This is a genomic window from Lactiplantibacillus paraxiangfangensis, assembly GCF_036246185.1.
GTDB lineage: Bacteria > Bacillota > Bacilli > Lactobacillales > Lactobacillaceae > Lactiplantibacillus > Lactiplantibacillus paraxiangfangensis.
Map to the genome: position 1 here is coordinate 25483 of NZ_BTPW01000004.1, position 16709 is coordinate 42191.

A 16709-nucleotide genomic window follows, 5' to 3' on the forward strand; every position below is an offset into this window, starting at 1 on the left:
ATAAATGAACAACGATGTGCTAGATCAAACCCCACCACAAAATATTGAAGCTGAAAAAGCGGTTCTTGGGGCGATCTTCCTAAACAGTGACGCGCTTGTTGAATCAATGGAGTTCGTCGAAGCGCAGGACTTTTACCGGCGCGCACATCAAATCATCTTTGCCAGCATGGTGACGTTGAATGACCGTGACGAGGCCATTGATGCGGTGACGGTCAGCGATTTACTGACGGCCCAAAACCAATTGGATGACGTTGGTGGGATGAGCTACATTGCGGAACTTGCCGGTTCCGTTCCGACGGCGGCGAACGCGGGTTATTACGCGAAAATCGTTGCGCAAAAAGCAACGGTTCGCCGATTGATCAAGACGGCCACTGAGATTGCCCAGAAGGCTTACACGGAAAATGACGACGTGACAACGTTACTAGATGACGCTGAACGCGACATCATGAATGTTTCTGAACAGCGGAATCAGAGTGGGTTTAAGTCAATCAACGACGTGTTGAACTCGACGATTGAAGAAATTGACCGGTTATACCAAAACGATGATGATATTACCGGGTTACCAACCGGTTTTACCGAATTGGACAAGATGACCGCGGGGCTTCAGCCGGATAACCTGATTATCCTAGCTGCCCGCCCAGCCGTTGGGAAAACGGCCTTTGCGTTAAACATCGCGCAAAACGTTGCGACGAAGACGGATACGACGGTTGCCATTTTTAGTTTGGAAATGGGTGCCGAGTCGTTAGTTAACCGGATGCTTTGTGCGGAAGGTAGTATTGACGCCGGCCATTTACGGACAGGGCAATTGAATGAAGAAGAGTGGGAACACTTGGTGGTGGCCATGGGGAGTTTATCCAAGGCCAGCATTTTCATCGACGATACACCGGGGATCAAGATGTCCGAAATTCGGGCGAAGAGTCGGCGGTTGGCTAAGGAACAAGGAAACTTGGGCCTAATCGTGGTCGATTACTTGCAACTGATCGAAGGTGGCAACACCGAAAGTCGGCAACAAGAAGTTTCTGAAATTTCACGGCAAATGAAAAAGTTAGCCAAGGAATTAGGGGTTCCGGTCATCGCGCTGTCTCAATTATCACGTGGTGTGGAACAACGTCAGGATAAGCGACCAGTTCTATCCGATATTCGTGAATCCGGATCAATTGAACAAGATGCCGACATCGTAGCCTTCCTATACCGGGAAGATTATTACCGGTCAGAAGACGACGATGACGGCGGCAACAACTTCGGCAATGGTGGCGGAGGCGGCGATTTCAACGGCGGTGATCCGCGGGATGATGATGCCTCCGAAGACGTCGGTGAAGTTGAAGTCATTATTGAAAAAAACCGTGCCGGGGCGCGGGGGACCGTTAAACTGTTGTTCGTCAAACCGTTTAATAAGTTCTCGTCCGTTTCCTACGCACAGGACCCGCAACAAGGGTAAAAATAACAATCACAAATGGTGCTTGAGACTTGGTCTTGGGCACTATTTTTTTAGCTTGAATTGTGGTTAAAGGTTAAAAGCTATTCCGGTTGCCACTGATGACATGCGGTCGTGGGACCGGGGCTAGCCTGGGGAGCGGTCTAGCCCCTCGCCCGAAATACTTGCAAAATGCGCAAGTATCTCGGACCGTCCAGTGGTGTAAGGGCGGAAAAGCGCCGCCCAACACCACCATCACGACCGATGCCATCAGTGGCAACCTCCGAGCATCCGACTATATTGAGGTTGCTATCAAACTTAACTAGTTTGTTTTATTAAAACAATCTTAGCGTAGCTGGCAGAACCAGTAGGCCGTGTCGGCACTGTTAGCTGGCGCTTTTTTGCCAGGTTACAGTGCGGGGCGACTTGAAAGACTCGTCCTTTGAGGCTTTCAAGCGAGGCGGAAGACCGTTGCTTGTCTGTAGCCGACCCCACGGCCCACTGATTCTGCCGGCGAAGCGCCGAAAAATGCTGGATTTCTAATGATAAGCAGTGCCGTGGCGACTCCCTGTTGTGGCGGGACCCTGTTATTTTTGGTGAACTTTGCTATGATGAAAAGTAGATTGAATGAATAAATGGGTGGTGGTGCTATGGCACGAAGACAAACAATTGCAACGCCCTGGCTAATTGCCGGGCAGTTTATGAACAACATTGGAATGAGCTTTATTTGGCCACTAACGACCATCTATATGCATAACGTGTTGGGCAAGTCGCTCACGGAAACGGGAGTCGTTTTACTCCTTAATTCCGTGGCGAACGTTCTGGCTAGTACGATTGGCGGTCGAATCTTTGACCGGGGTAATCCGTATTACCTCCTATTAATGGGCATCGTCCTCAACGGAACGGCCAACTTTATGCTGATTTTTTTACATAGCTGGCCATGGTACCCCATTTTATTAGTGGTGACTGGCTTTGCCGCCGGTTGGTTGAACACCATGTTTAACGCCTTAGCAGCGAGTGTGCCGCGTGATAAAGTCCGGCGTACTTTTACCTTGATGTATCTGGCAGCCAACTTAGGGGTCGTTTTTGGGACCATGTTCGTGGGAATTGTTTACAGCATGGGGATGCAGCTACTATTCTCCATGACGACGGGGTTATTCGTCGTGTTCCTACTGATTGCGTTATTTGAATATAACGTTGATTCAGAAAACGTGACCGGGGTTGATCCGCGTCAGGGGGATGGCATTCAGCTTCCGAAAGCGAACTTCCGGATGGTTTGGACCTTCTTTATTAGTTTGTTTATTATTTGGCTACTGTACGAACAATGGGTCAGCAACCTGTCAGTCTACATGACGAATTTGGGGATGCCGCTACGCAACTACAGTTTCCTATGGACGATCAACGCGGGCTTACTCGTTTTGATTCAAAGCATTTTGAGTCTGTTAGGGGACCGCATTAAAAATTTATACTACCAATTCTTCTTTGGCATGCTGTTTGTGGGGCTTTCCTTCCTATCGTTAGTCAGCGCCCACGACTACGCCCACTTTGTGTTTGCCATGGTTCTGCTGACGATTGGGGAGGCGACCTGGTCACCGGCGATGCCGACCCTGGTTAGTCAGCTAACGCCAATTGCGGCGAAGGGCCGGTACCAAGGGCTCGTTCAAGCTTTCAGTGCGTTAGGACGCTCACTCGGCCCATTGTTTGGTGGGGTGATTATTGATAACTGGTCGTACAAAGCTTTGTTTTTATTAGCTTTTGTGGTTTTATTAGTAGTGTTAGCAGTTAATATGGGCGTGGTGCACGTCAATCGACGTGGCGCCACCGATTATATGAAAATTGATATTCAATCAGATAATGTTTCACGTGAAACAAAATAATTAAGAGGTTGGTGGCAACAGTGAAAGTCATGCGAAAATTACGTGCAAAACGGGTCGTAATCAAGGTCGGTACGAGTACCTTGGTTTATCCGGACGGTTCGATCAATTTACGCGCAATTGACCAGTTAGCGTTTGTAATCAGTGCCATGCGTCATCGGGGGCGCGAAGTCGTTTTGGTTTCTTCAGGGGCCATTGGGGTCGGCTTGAACTACATGGGCCTAAAGCAACGGCCAAAAGCGATTCCTGAACAACAGGCAATTGCAGCAATCGGCCAAACTGAATTAGTGTCGATTTATAAAGAACGGTTTGCCATCTATGAACAAAAAATTGGGCAAGTGCTCCTGACCCGCGACATTTTTGTCTACCCCAAGAGCCATAAAAATGTTCTGAATACTTTTGAAGCCCTGATGCAGCAAAACGTGATCCCAATCGTTAATGAAAACGATACGGTCGCGGTCGACGAGTTGGACCATGAAACGAAGTTCGGTGATAACGACCAGTTGTCGGCCATTGTGGCGACGAACATTGGCGCGGACTTACTGATTATGTTGTCCGATATTGATGGCTTTTACAATGGCAACCCGAATGCGGATGCGAAGGCCCAACTGTTGTCGCACGTTGAACGGGTAGACCAACAGACGTACGAATTGGCCGGCGGTAGTGGTAGCCGGTTTGGTACGGGTGGCATGGTCACCAAGTTAAAAGCGGCGGAACGAATGATCAAAGCCGATGGTCAAATGATTTTGGCTAACGGCGAAGACCCGGCCATTATTTTTCAGATTATCGCCGGGGAACCGGTCGGGACGTTGTTTGGATAATTTACTTTTAGGAGGAATCAATCATGGAAATGGCAACTGCTGATTTAAATCAGCTTGGTCAACAAGCCCAACAAGCGAGCTATTCACTCGGCTTATTATCGGCGACTAAAAAGAACGATGTGTTACTCGCAATGGCGCAAGCCTTAACGGACCAGCAAGATGAAATTTTAGCGGCGAACGCGCGGGATTTAGAAAATCCACAAGTGTTGGCGAAGTTTATCGACCGTTTGAAGCTGACGGCTAGTCGAATTGAAGACATGGCGACTGGTTTAAAGCAGGTGGCAGCTTTGCCAGATCCAATTGGCAACGTTGACCGGGCTTGGCGTAACGAAGCCGGCTTGACCATTGCCAAGGAACGGGTTCCGCTTGGGGTGATTGGGATGATCTTTGAAGCACGGCCTAACGTGACGGTCGATGCTTCGGCCCTCTGCTTTAAAACGGGAAACGCCGTTATTTTACGCGGTGGGAAGGAAGCACTGCATTCCAACCAAGCCCTAGTTAAGGTCTTACGGGGGGCGTTAAAGGCACAGGGCGTGGACGAAAACGCCGTTCAACTGATTCAGGATACGTCGCACGAAACGGCGGGAAAATTCATGCAGTTGACGGATTACATTGACGTGTTGATTCCCCGTGGGAGTGCGCGGCTTATCCAAACCGTTTTAAGTAAGGCCACCGTCCCCGTTATTGAGACGGGTGCTGGCAATTGCCACGTTTACGTTGATAAGGACGCTCAATTAAAAATGGCGACCGATATTATTGTTAACGGGAAGGTTCAGCGGCCATCAGTTTGCAACGCGACCGAAAAAGTCCTCATTCACAAAGATGTTGCGGAAGCTTATTTACCAACAATTGTTAAGGTCTTGCGTGATAACGGGGTCGAAGTTCGGGGTGACGAAGCAACCCAAGCCATCGTGAAGGACGTTGTCCCTGCGACGGAAGCCGATTGGGGAACGGAATATAATGATTTGATTATTGCGATTAAAGTGGTCGATTCAGAGGCTGCGGCGATTGCACACATTAATCACTACAATACCCAACATTCTGAAGCTATCGTGACGGATAATTATCAAGCCGGGAAAGTCTTCCAGCAACGGATCAACGCGGCGTGTGTTTACATTAACGCGTCGACCCGGTTTACGGATGGCTTTGAATTCGGCTTTGGTGCGGAGATTGGGATTTCTACGCAGAAACTCCACGCGCGCGGCCCAATGGGGTTAGTTGAATTAACGTCGTACAAGTACGTGATTGACGGCAACGGACAAGTCCGTCAATAAAGCTTATCTTTAGGCGATTATGAGTGATTACAACTCAAAAAAAGGGTGTTCGAGAGCAAGTTTCTCGAACGCCTATTTTTTTGTGGAACGATTTGTAATTGACAATGACTAATTGCTGTTTTAATCTTATATTAATCTAAAAATCATCATTTTTTAATATTTGTAAAATGCTGGTTAAAAATCTGGGAGGCGTTGAAGAGTGAAAAATCAACGAAAACAACGGTACGTTAACTTCCGTACTATCACGGACAATGGGGGCCTTCCAAACATGTGTTGTCAGTCATGACGGATGGCGGACACTGTGATTTTTAACTAGGGGTGGCAAAATGAAACTAAATAAATGGTTGTTTTCAACGGGGATTGCGACGTTGGCGCTTGTCTTAGCCAGTTGTGGGACCCAGTCCAGTTCCAAGAAGCAGGATAAGATGCTATCGGTGACGGCTTCGCAGGCCATGGCAACGGCGGATCCCGATAAGGCGGACGACGTCGTCAGTCAAGAGGCCATCGCGCAATTTATGGAAGGGCTGTACACCACGAATACGCGTGGCAAAGTTGTGCCGGCGATTGCGACGAAGGTTGTGAAGCCGACGAATGGTGGTAAGACCTATACGTTTGACCTGCGGCATAACGCGAAATGGTCCAACGGTGCCCCGGTTACGGCGGCGGATTTTGTCTATTCGTTCCAACGGCAAGTTGATCCGAAAACGAAGTCGCAAGAAGTGGGACACGTGTCAGAGATTCAAAACGCCACGGCCATCACCAAGGGCAAAAAGGCGGTCAGCACGTTAGGTGTTAAAGCGTTGGGCAAGTATAAGCTACAAATTAAGTTGATCCAAAAGGTGCCCTACTTTAACTACCGGTTAGCCACGGAGCTGTACCCGTTAAATCAGAAATTCACGGAAAAGTACGGGAATAAGTACGGGACGTCGGCCAAAACGACCTTAGCAAACGGCCCCTACGTTTTGAAAGGCTGGAACGGGACTAACGATACTTGGTCGTATAGTCGCAATGCGAAATATTACGACAAAAAAGCTGTTCGTATCAAGACGGTTAAAGTTCAGACGGTGAAAACCAATACGACGGCCCAGAACATGTTTGAAAGTAACGCCGTACAAGTGACCCAAATTACGGGGACCCAGGTCGCTGACGCAAAGCAGGGCGCCTTAAAAAAGCAGTTAAAGATCACGAAGCTGAATCAGTTATACTTCATGCTCTGGAATCAAAAGCGGTCTGAACTGAAGAATACGGCGTTACGGCAAGCGGTTAGCTATGCTTTGAACCGCCAATCCTTAGCGAAAAACGTATTGAAAGATGGTTCGGTCGCTGCGAAGTCCTTAGTTCCAACGGGAAATACGAAGAACCCCACAACCGGCAAGGACTTCAATGCGGATACGGGCAATTTGTATCCCTATAGCCCAGCCAAGGCTAAGGAATACTGGCAAAAGGCCCAGGCTAGTCTAGGGACGAAGCATCTGACGTTACAGCTGTTAACAAATGATAATGATATCAATAAGTCAGTCGCGGAATATATTCAGGCGGCCATTGAAAAGAACCTGAAAGGCGTTACGGTGAACGTTAAGTCGGTGCCACTGACGAATGAAATTTCAACTTTGAACAAAGGTAATTTTGATTTTGCGACCCTGGGGTGGTCCAGCGATTTCCAAGACCCGGTCGACTTTCTGAACAAGGCCTCAATCACCAATTCCGTTGACTTTGGGAAGTTTAACGACCCGCAGTATGAAGCGTTAATCAAGACCATTGCGGCGGGGACGCAGTCTAAGACTGATCGGTATCAAACGATGCAAGCAGCCGCTAAGATGATTGCGGAAAAGCAAGGGGTCACGCCGTTGTACCAAACGTCGGCAGCCCACCTCATTAGCTCTAAAGTGGGTGGCGTGCACGTCACGCTTTTGCGGGATGTCTTGTACCGGTACGCTTATTGGAAATAATGAGTGACTTTCATTGTTTTGTTAATGAGACGGGAATCAATGAAAGCTCGTTGGAAATTTTACAAAAAAATTACACGAAATTGATAGTGGCAGCGGGGCTGGCTTTGTATATTATAACTGTACTTCTTAATCAGCACCCCGCGATTATGTCATTAGGAAGTATCCCCGTCGATCCTTAAGAGACGTAGAAAAAGGTTGTGACTTTCCTTGATTGGTCACGGCCTTTTTTTGATACATTGAAACGCTGAAGGTAGGGCGATTTTCCCATTGTCAGTGTCGGTGGCGGTATAATAAAGAAGAGCCTCCAACCAAGCTTTAGTTGGAGAGAGGGAATTAATTTAGGAGGTCTTTCTTTGTATCAAGCAGTCGTATTTTTTGATTTGGATGGCACGCTGATGCGTGATGACAAGACGGTGGCCCCGAGTAGTGTCGCTGCGATTCAGCAGCTGAAGGCCAACCACGTCTTACCGGTGATTGCGACCGGCCGTAACGTTTTTGAAGTCGCTGATCTCATGGCACAAACGGGCATTGATTCAATCGTCAGTGCGAACGGGAGTTACGTTGCCTATCAGGGACAATTTTTATCCGTTCATGAAATTGATAAGGATGTTTTAACGGATTTAACCCACTTTGCAAATATTAATCAGACTGCTTTGGCTTACTATAATAACGCCGGTTTTGCGTTGAGTCATCGGGATGCCTTAACCGTTAAAAATTATCGGTTCTTAGGGCAGACCGCAACGGTTCAACCCGACTTTTATCGGCATAACGTGATCAACTTTTTATTGACGTTTGAAGCGATGGCCGGCACACAATACACGCAGCGGTACCGGGGTCGGTTGAGCTTCGTGCGCAATAATCCGCGCGCGCTCGACACGATGCCATGGGGTGTTTCAAAAGCCGTTGGGATTCACGATATTTTGACGAAGGCACATTTAACGAACCTACCCACGTATGGGTTTGGTGATGCGCTGAATGATGTTGAAATGTTTCAGGCGGTGCAAAAGCCGATTGCCATGGGAAATGGCAACGACACCGTTAAGCACTTGGCGGCTTACGTGACCGCTGACAACATGCACGACGGGATTAGGCAGGGACTCGCGCACTATGATTTAATTTAGCTTAGAAACGAAATAAGGCTGATTACCAACTGCTGGTAATCAACCTTATTTTATTTCAGATAGAAATTAAACTTCATCATATCTAATTAATTCAATATCATTTTCTTTTAACCAGTCGCGTGTTTTGTCGTCACAGAGCATTGCAACTTCTTGTGTGCGTGGAATCGTTAGACTTGAATGCGTCAAAATATAATTATCCAAATAGCCGGGATGACAAACCATAACGCCATAGCCGTCAGTGTGAGTTGTCGATGCCATCTTCTTTAACGTAGCTAATGGATCGTAGTTAGGCTGCATGCTTTCCATGGCAACGTATAACTTTTTGCCATTCAGGGGCGTTGGTGTTCCGTCAAATGAGAAATTCAGAAACCGAACATCATGTTTCTCTGCAACTAGTTGTAACCCCTTAATAAAGTTATCACTGACGACCGCGTGACCTTCAAAATAGCCAGGCTTGTGACCAGTTAGCGAGACAAAACGCTGATACTGCGCTTCAATTTCGATAATAACTTCATCTAGGTTAACGAAGTCGTGTTTGGCACTTCGATAGACTTTAGAGGGTTTAAAATAACCATCCGGCGTTGTAATACTTGGAATTAGTTTAGGATCGGTTAACGGCCGACCGGCACAAATAACGGTATGACAGCCTAAGCAAACGTTTGTACCAGCTAGCAAATCTAACCCGTGCTGGGTTGCTGGCATATTGACCATCACACCAACGTTATTGATGATGCCATCTTTAACCGTTTTTTCAATACCTAAGTTAACGGCTTCCGAGTACCCTAAATCATCTGCACGTACAATCACTTTAGTCATAAACTAAGCCTCCACTAATTTAAAATCTTTTGATGTATCAGTAATACTAGTTGGTTTTGATTCAACCCCGATTAAATACGTTGCTACTGCCGCAGCGGTAAATGCGATCACACCACTTAAAACCCCATTGATTATATTGACGGAATTGCCACCTACATAGGCGGTTAGCGCTAAGAAGTTGGCAACGGGAACCATGACATAAGCGGTAATGTGGGCAATTCCGGCGTATAAGGCACCGCAGAATCCACCAATCATCATACCGATGAATGGGCGCTTGTACCGAACCGCAATCCCGTATAAGCCGGGTTCTGTAACACCCCCAATTAAGCTAGCAACTAAGTAGCCCCAAGCTAAAGTTCGTTGATCTTTGTCCTTTAAGCGTAGAGCAGTACCTAAACACATTCCGGCAACGGATAAGCTAGCAGCAACTGCACCTAAAGTGACAAAATTTTCATGCCCGGATTGAGCAAAAATCATCATCATAGTTGTAATCATTAATAAATGCATCCCGGTCATAACTAAGATTTCCCAAAGGGCACCAATGACCGCAATCGCAATGATACTTGGAATGCCACCCATTTTACCGAAGGCTAAGATAGCTTCACAGATGTAATTACCGATAAAGTTACCGGCGGGGCCAAGCAGACAAAGGCTGACTGGAACCATGACCATGATGGTTAAAGTGGGTACCAGAATAGTACTCAGTGCTTCGGAAATATAGCGTTTGAAGAAACGCTCAACGTAGGACATAACCCATACAGATAAAATAATTGGAATGACAGTGCTGGAATAATTAACCAAGCTCATTGGGATGCCGAACACTGAGAAGGCTTTGCCAGCGGTCACAATTTTAATCAAGTTAGGGTCAATCATAATTGCCCCTAAAAACATTGAGACGATTGCTGACGTACCGAATTGTTTTGAAGCTGTATAGCCTAGAACAATAGGGAAGAAATAGAAACCAGCATCACCAACAAACGTGAATACCTTGTATAGGTCGCTATTTGCACTAATTAGGTTTAACATGCTAGGCCCGAAAATTGCGGCAAACATTTTAAACATTGAAGCTGCGATTAACATTGGAATTAAGGGGGTTAAACAGCCAGCTAATTTATTTAAGATTAATGATCCAGCTGATTTCCAAGTTAGTTTTTCTTTAGGCTGATTAGCGTCCAAGTTTTCATTAATTGGTGTATTCCGAGTTAAGTCTCCGGCCGCACAAACAGCGTCATAAACTTTATCAACAGTTTGACCAATAATGACTTGGTATTGTCCGCCTGCACGTGCCACCCCAATAACGCCCTTAATTTCACGGACTTGATCATCGTTAGGGACACTAGCATCTTTTAGATTAAAACGTAGGCGCGTCATGCAGTGTGTCACCGATGTAACGTTGGCGGCCCCGCCAACTGCGGTCAATACAGCTTGACCGGTTTTCTCATATTGTGAATCTTTATTACTCATTTTGAAGTCTCCTCATTGGTTGTATCCATAGATTTGTTTAACATCCGTTTGATATAAATCATCAAATAAAATATTTCGTCGTTACTACTGTGAGTACTCAGTTGTCCATCAATTTTAGTAGCAATTGTTTTAGCACATTGATAAATTGCGGGGGACTCATCTTTCATGGCTTTGAATAATGTTGTATTCTCGTCTTCGGTCAATACTTCATCCGCCTGAATTCGTTTAAGGTAATAGCGAACGTGCATGGTAAAGCGGTTGTAAGTGAACCCCTGACGATCAATATGGATTTTGAAATTCTGTTCAATAACTTGTGTAGCTTGATCGATGAGTTCTTCTGTAAAGTCTTTGTCGTCTGCTGTTTCACTTACTGATTGCGAATTAACAAAATGCATGGCAATCGCGGTTACTTCAGAACTCGGTAAATGGACTTTCAGCCGTTGTCGAATTAATTTAACAGCGAGTTTTCCCATTTTTGTTTCATCTGGATATAATTGCTGAACATCATACGAAAAGGGTAATTTCATATTTTGATATTGTTGAAGACGCGTAATTGCAAAATTAATATGGTCGGCCAAACTAAAAACCATATTGGGATTCAAGTCGCGCGGTATTTGTTGCTGTGCTTGAGCAACAACTTCCGCACTTACTTCAAAAATGTTTTCGGGGATTTCTTTTAATAATTGATAATAATGCAAGTTGAGTTTATAAAAGGTCATTGAAATTTTACCCATATCTGTTAATTCATAAGGCGTTTTTTGAAAGCCAATCCCTTTACCGAATGCGACTAACTCGTCGTCGTTATTATCTCGACAAACTGCGACATTATTATTAATCTTTTTAATTACCAACAAACTATTCACCTCCCATCGTTTGATTATTTAGATGTTTATTTAGCTATCAGCAAGGTTTGTCCGGCAGTGACTTGCTGCTGGTATTTACTGCCTAAGTCGATAGGTTGTTGATACCCAGCAGTAAAGATGACCATCGTGCTCATGTCTAGCTTTTGTTTGGCCATGACCTGAGGATCGAATTTAATAACGGGTTGACCGGCTTTGACTTGGTCACCTTGTTTAACCAATGCTTTAAACCCCGTTCCGTTTAACTTAACGGTATCCAGGCCAATGTGTACCAGTAATTCGATTGGCGTGTTAACGGATTTAATTCCAATGGCGTGTTTGCTATCGGGTAACATTTCTACCGTTGCATCAATTGGTGAAACGACCGTGTTAGCAGTTTCGTCAGGCTTCAGGACAAAACCATCACCAACCATCTTTTTAGAAAATACGTCATCGTTTACCGTAGTCAGTGGTTGGCAAACACCGGAGATTGGTGCGACGACCTTAAAACTCGATTTCTTTTTTAATCCAAACATTTTCTAATACCTCCTATACAAAAAAACTCTTCAGGGCACAATCCTTCCTAGGTTAGTAGTGAAGGTAATGCCTCAAAGAGTTTTGAGTAACAATCCTAAATTTTTTTGTTTAAGTTATATAAAACGCTTACATAGATAATAAAACAACATTTTTAGATATGCAACCCTTTATTAATTATTTTCGACAAATGGCAGTCTAATTTGGATTTAAAATTGTTTAACCATATTCTAGACTTTAGCCATGGCGCGGCTTATTAGTTTTTTTAAAAAAGTGAGCTAAAAGGGGATGTACCATAGTTTTTGACGACTAAAAAGAAACACGTCACCTGAGAGATTTTAATTCCCTTCGGTGGCGTGTTTTAAGGTAAATTCCAAGATTGTTATTGGTTTAAAATATTTAGCCCAGCGCTGCTTTAATATTAGCCAAACTTAACTGTGCTGTCTCGGTAAAGTTAATGTCAGCGGCTGCTAAAATTTTCGGATCGCCAATGCCGACGGAAGTTTCACCGGCACCGTTGATGGATTGCACGCCGGCAGCGGCGTCTTCAATCCCGATACATTCGGCTGGGTCTAGGGATAAGATCTCAGCCCCGCGCCGGAAAATTTCAGGATCTGGCTTGCCGTGCTTTAAAGTCGCAGGATCAACGGACTTAGGGAAGTACTCACCCAAGCCCAACTTTTTCAAAACGAGTGGTGAGTTTTTCGAAGCTGAGGCTAATGAAAGCAGGTACCCCTTAGCCTTTAAATCTTCAAGGAATGTTTGAATTCCGGGTAAAATGTCAGCAGGCGTCATCTGGTTAACGAGCTTTAAATAGTTGTCGTTTTTTTCGGTGGCCAGTGCGACCTTTTCTTCCTCGGTAAAGTCATTTTCCTTGTGGTCCTTAGCGAGGATCAGGTTTAAAGAATCCATCCGGCCAATTCCCTTCAAGGCGTTGGCGAGGTCATCATCCCACTTCACACCGACTTTATCGGCAACTTGGTGCCAAGCCTGACTGTGAAAAACAGAAGTGTCGGTGATGACACCATCTAAGTCAAAAACGAATCCTTTAATATCTGCAAATTTGGTCATTGTGATTGCTTCCTCCTAGTGATTAACATAGGCCACAGTTAGTGGTTTCTTTGATTTTAATTGATATTTTTTGCCAGCAATTTGAATCTCACAGGCTTGATCCGCAATCACACAGACCTTGGTATGGCTAATCTTAAAGGTATAGTGAACGCCCTGGAAGCAATGCTTGAATTTTAGACCATGCCACTGATCTGGCAATTCTGGGTCAACTTTCAAGTGACTTCCAAACGGACTGACACCGCCAAAATTACGAGTCGTTAGGTTCAAAGTGGCGCACATTACGCCAAGGTGAATTCCTTCAGCGGTCGTCCCACCCTGAATGTCGTAGTAGTCGGAAACAAGCGCCTCTGAGAAGAGTTGCCATGCGTCGTCGTAGTTTTCATCCAGTTGGTTTAAAACCGCGTATACGATTCGTGACAGTGTTGAACCGTGGGTCGTTCGTGCGAGGTAGAACTGAATATTATGGGTTAAGTATTCCTTAGGAAGCTGGTAGCCCATCTTTTTGATTAAATCTTGAACGGTTGTTACGTCGAAGTTGTAAAAAGCCATCAGTGCGTCGGCTTGTTTTGCAACTTGGTAGGCGTCGGGTGTTTTATCCTCACCCTTTAAGATTCGGTCCATCCGCGAAATATTACCGTATTTTTGCCGGTATTTCCGGAAGTCCAAGGTCGGCAGGTTAAAGTACCCGTCAAACTGTGCGATAATCCCGCTCTGATTGATTTCAAGTGTTAGTTTGTGTCCAATTGCGTCCATCTTAGTTGCTAATTCCTGACTAAAATCAGCTGCTTCAGCCGCTTTTTGATAGTCAGTGTCATCCAAGACGGTGCGCAGTTTACTAATGGTGTTAAATAGCCAAACGACCATGATATTGGTATAAGCGTTGTTAGCTAGACCGGTTTCAGCACTGTTCGGGTAATTTTCATGGAATTCATCAGGTCCCATGATGCCGCTAATGCTGTAACGATCTGTTTTTGGATCATAGGTGGCTTTACTGATCCAAAACGCCGCGACTGAAAGTAACATTTCCATGCCATAGTGGCGTAAAAACTTCTTATCATGCGTGGTGTGGTAGTAAAACCAAACGTTATAAGCAATATCTAAAGAGACGTGGCGCTGGAGACGGCTATTATCCGGGTCCCATTTTTCCGTGAGGGGATTCAAGTGGGTAAATTGCGCTTGTTCATCACCCTTATGAGCGGATTGCCACGGATACATCGCACCGCTAAAGCCCTCGGCCTGCGCATTTTTACGTGCCGCGGGAAGTCGCCGGTAACGGTATAACAACAGTTGCTTCGCTAATTCTGGGCGGTGCAAGGTGTAGAACGGTAAAATGAACATTTCATCCCAGAACACGTGGCCCCGGTAGGCTTCTCCATGTAAGCCCCGGGCGCCAACGGAAGCATCCAATTGTCCGCTTTCAACGGCAGCTGCGGATACGAAACTGTGGTAAATATTGACCCGCACCATTCGTTGACTCGTAATGTCGCCATGGATGCGAATATCCGCGTCCTGCCACGTCTGATCCCAGTAAGTGGTGCTGGCTTTGACCGTATTGTCAAAACTGGACTGGTTCAGCTCGGCACTGACCCGGGATAGTTGGGGATCATCCTGGGCGTTGCTGGTGGCAATGACAACATTCTTATCGAACGTATAGGTTTGACCAGCTTGAACGTGGAGCGAAACGCTCTGACGAACGCCCTGAGGCTCCTCACTGCTTTTGAAATCCTGCGGTGATTTGATGTCAGGACTCGTTAACTGCGCGCCGAGCGTGTAATTAATGTGCGATGAACGGGTCTCACCGGATAAGTACACGGTATTAGCGTGTGACTCGATCCCAAGCGTGTGAAGGTGTTGCTGGTCAAAAACATTATACCGACTTACATTGCTGTTGACAACGCTTCCATCAATTTCTGAATAGATTTGTAATGAACCTGAGAAGTTGAGTGGTGTGACTTGGTAGCGAATACTGTAGCGGTGCCAGTCTTTCATGTTAGCGATTTTCTTAGAGACCACTTGAAGCTGGTGGCCAGAGGCGAGTTGAATGATCTTAGTCGTTGTGAGCAGCCCAGTTTTTAGGTTAAGACTGCGGTAAACGTCTTGGAGCTCGCGTTGGTTGAGCGTAAAAGGGGGTTGGTGGTCAACGCCAAAGGTCATGAACTGCGCGTTCGGTAAGTTGACGAGGTCTTCATTGGTAACGTCGTGATCGTGAATTTTAGTTGTTTCGGTGTCAAAGACGCCTGCAACGTAAGTTCCGGGATAATTATCTTTATCTGCGTGGCTCTCTAAGAAGGCCCCGCGAACCCCAAAATAGCCGTTGCCGACGGTCAGCATGGCTTCTTGGCCGTTATTACGGACACCGTAGTACTGACCGTAGTAATCCAGGTGCCACTGTAAGTAATGGACCTTTTGCTGAATGGCTTTATCGAGGCCGATCTTTCGAACGGTGGTGGCGCTGACGACCGGAATGTTTAACAGGTTTGTTAACGCCAGGCCCACGTCAATCCGCTCGTAGTTAACGCCAACGATCGTGTCCGAAAACGGGTAATCTAAGCCGTTATCCAGAATGGCAGCGTCAAAGTGCAATCCTGCGAGGCGAACTTTGATATTTTCTAAGTTTTCGCCAATCGACTGTTCGGGATTATAAGCAATCAGGTAATGGGCTGTCTCCGGGTGGTCGGCGTCTGAGTGATAGGTGATATCCATTGCGTCATTTTCAATGCGTAATCTAATTAATTGCATAAGTTTACACTCCTTAATTCGGTTACTAAAAAAGTAGCAGTATACGTAAAAATTAAAATAAAGATCCTAATATCAAGCCTAGACTCTTTACTGAACGCCTGCAAACAATGTGGTGTCAACGCGCGCGTTAGCGGGAATAAACGGCAGTTACTTATAAAAGTGAATAAACAAAAACGACTGAGAATTATTTCTCAGTCGTTGGTGATGGCAGTAGATCAGTATCGGAAGGATTTAATTAATCCAGTGGCTGATCAAGTAATTCTAAATGATCCATCATCATCATTTGACGTACTTTGACCGCACTCGTTTGAAATCGTAAGATGACCGGATCCTTGTAATTGAGGCGCCGTTGAAAGGCGTTGAGTTCTAAGTGCCAATCTTGGTCAAACGCGTCGATTCCCGCAAAAGTCAGGTGCCCCTTTAGCATCACCGAAGAATAGTCGCTAAGATTATAGCAAAATAGACTCGCGCGTTTGCTAGCCCGAATATTTTGTGCCGTCGTTGTTTGCCGACTAGTATAGAAGAACAATTCTTCGAGACTGCGGTGTGTTGGCATCGGACTTAACGCGACCATGGTTGGGAAGCCGTTGGTATCAATCGTTGCGAGGGTGAAGACGGGGGCCGTCTGGATCATATGTAATGCGATTTGACGTGTGGTATGTTGCATGGTTCATCATCCCCTTAATGTCAGTATGCCGGAACGCAACGGTAAAGTCATACGTTATGCTCATTAAACGCAAAGCCAGCGAGGGGACGATTTGAATAAAAAGTGCATAAAAAAATCAGCTTCCAC

General features: G+C 45.8%; 13 protein-coding genes. 6 read left to right on the forward strand and 7 right to left on the reverse strand.

Going from position 1 to position 16709, the window contains the following annotated elements:
* The first annotated feature begins 4 nt into the window (after positions 1 to 4).
* The 6 genes from dnaB to AAA939_RS02825 all read left to right on the forward strand — a co-directional run bounded on the left by dnaB (position 5) and on the right by AAA939_RS02825 (position 8453).
* The gene (gene dnaB / locus AAA939_RS02800; protein WP_338208636.1) at positions 5 to 1438 is read left to right on the forward strand and encodes a replicative DNA helicase; all 1434 of its coding nucleotides are present in this window, start codon (positions 5 to 7) and stop codon (positions 1436 to 1438) included.
* A 626-nt stretch (positions 1439 to 2064) separates the two neighbouring features.
* Positions 2065 to 3291 carry an MDR family MFS transporter gene (locus AAA939_RS02805; protein WP_057705778.1) on the forward strand — a complete coding sequence of 409 codons (1227 nt, stop codon included), beginning with the start codon at positions 2065 to 2067 and terminating at the stop codon, positions 3289 to 3291.
* Positions 3292 to 3320: 29 nt separating this feature from the next.
* Positions 3321 to 4109, forward strand: coding sequence for a glutamate 5-kinase (gene proB / locus AAA939_RS02810; protein ID WP_338230457.1), 789 nt, complete (start codon positions 3321 to 3323; stop codon positions 4107 to 4109).
* Positions 4110 to 4138: 29 nt separating this feature from the next.
* Positions 4139 to 5383, forward strand: coding sequence for a glutamate-5-semialdehyde dehydrogenase (locus tag AAA939_RS02815; protein ID WP_338208693.1), 1245 nt, complete (start codon positions 4139 to 4141; stop codon positions 5381 to 5383).
* A 326-nt stretch (positions 5384 to 5709) separates the two neighbouring features.
* Positions 5710 to 7332 (forward strand): peptide ABC transporter substrate-binding protein, encoded by a 1623-nt coding sequence (locus AAA939_RS02820; RefSeq protein ID WP_338208633.1) that lies wholly within the window; start codon positions 5710 to 5712, stop codon positions 7330 to 7332.
* A 353-nt stretch (positions 7333 to 7685) separates the two neighbouring features.
* Positions 7686 to 8453: a Cof-type HAD-IIB family hydrolase gene (locus tag AAA939_RS02825; protein WP_338208631.1), complete on the forward strand. Its 768-nt coding sequence runs from the start codon at positions 7686 to 7688 to the stop codon at positions 8451 to 8453.
* Positions 8454 to 8519: 66 nt separating this feature from the next.
* Here the strand turns inward: AAA939_RS02825 and AAA939_RS02830 are convergent, their stop codons facing one another.
* The 7 genes from AAA939_RS02830 to AAA939_RS02860 all read right to left on the reverse strand — a co-directional run bounded on the left by AAA939_RS02830 (position 8520) and on the right by AAA939_RS02860 (position 16583).
* On the reverse strand, positions 8520 to 9269 hold the full coding sequence (locus tag AAA939_RS02830; protein ID WP_338208629.1) for a ChbG/HpnK family deacetylase: 750 nt from the start codon (positions 9267 to 9269) through the stop codon (positions 8520 to 8522).
* A 3-nt stretch (positions 9270 to 9272) separates the two neighbouring features.
* Positions 9273 to 10733, reverse strand: a complete 1461-nt coding sequence (locus AAA939_RS02835) for a PTS transporter subunit EIIC (protein WP_338208627.1) — start codon at positions 10731 to 10733, stop codon at positions 9273 to 9275.
* Positions 10730 to 11587 (reverse strand): PRD domain-containing protein, encoded by an 858-nt coding sequence (locus tag AAA939_RS02840; protein WP_338208625.1) that lies wholly within the window; start codon positions 11585 to 11587, stop codon positions 10730 to 10732. Before AAA939_RS02840 ends, AAA939_RS02835 begins: the two co-directional genes overlap by 4 nt.
* Positions 11588 to 11622: 35 nt before the next feature.
* Complete coding sequence (locus tag AAA939_RS02845; protein WP_338208623.1) at positions 11623 to 12108, reverse strand: PTS sugar transporter subunit IIA; 486 nt, start codon at positions 12106 to 12108, stop codon at positions 11623 to 11625.
* A gap of 397 nt (positions 12109 to 12505) precedes the next feature.
* Positions 12506 to 13177, reverse strand: a complete 672-nt coding sequence (gene pgmB / locus AAA939_RS02850; RefSeq protein ID WP_338208621.1) for a beta-phosphoglucomutase — start codon at positions 13175 to 13177, stop codon at positions 12506 to 12508.
* 15 nt (positions 13178 to 13192) lie between these two features.
* Positions 13193 to 15916 (reverse strand): glycoside hydrolase family 65 protein, encoded by a 2724-nt coding sequence (locus tag AAA939_RS02855; protein ID WP_338208620.1) that lies wholly within the window; start codon positions 15914 to 15916, stop codon positions 13193 to 13195.
* Between the two features lie 235 nt (positions 15917 to 16151).
* Positions 16152 to 16583: a pyridoxamine 5'-phosphate oxidase family protein gene (locus tag AAA939_RS02860; RefSeq protein WP_338208618.1), complete on the reverse strand. Its 432-nt coding sequence runs from the start codon at positions 16581 to 16583 to the stop codon at positions 16152 to 16154.
* Between the last annotated feature and the right edge of the window lie 126 nt (positions 16584 to 16709).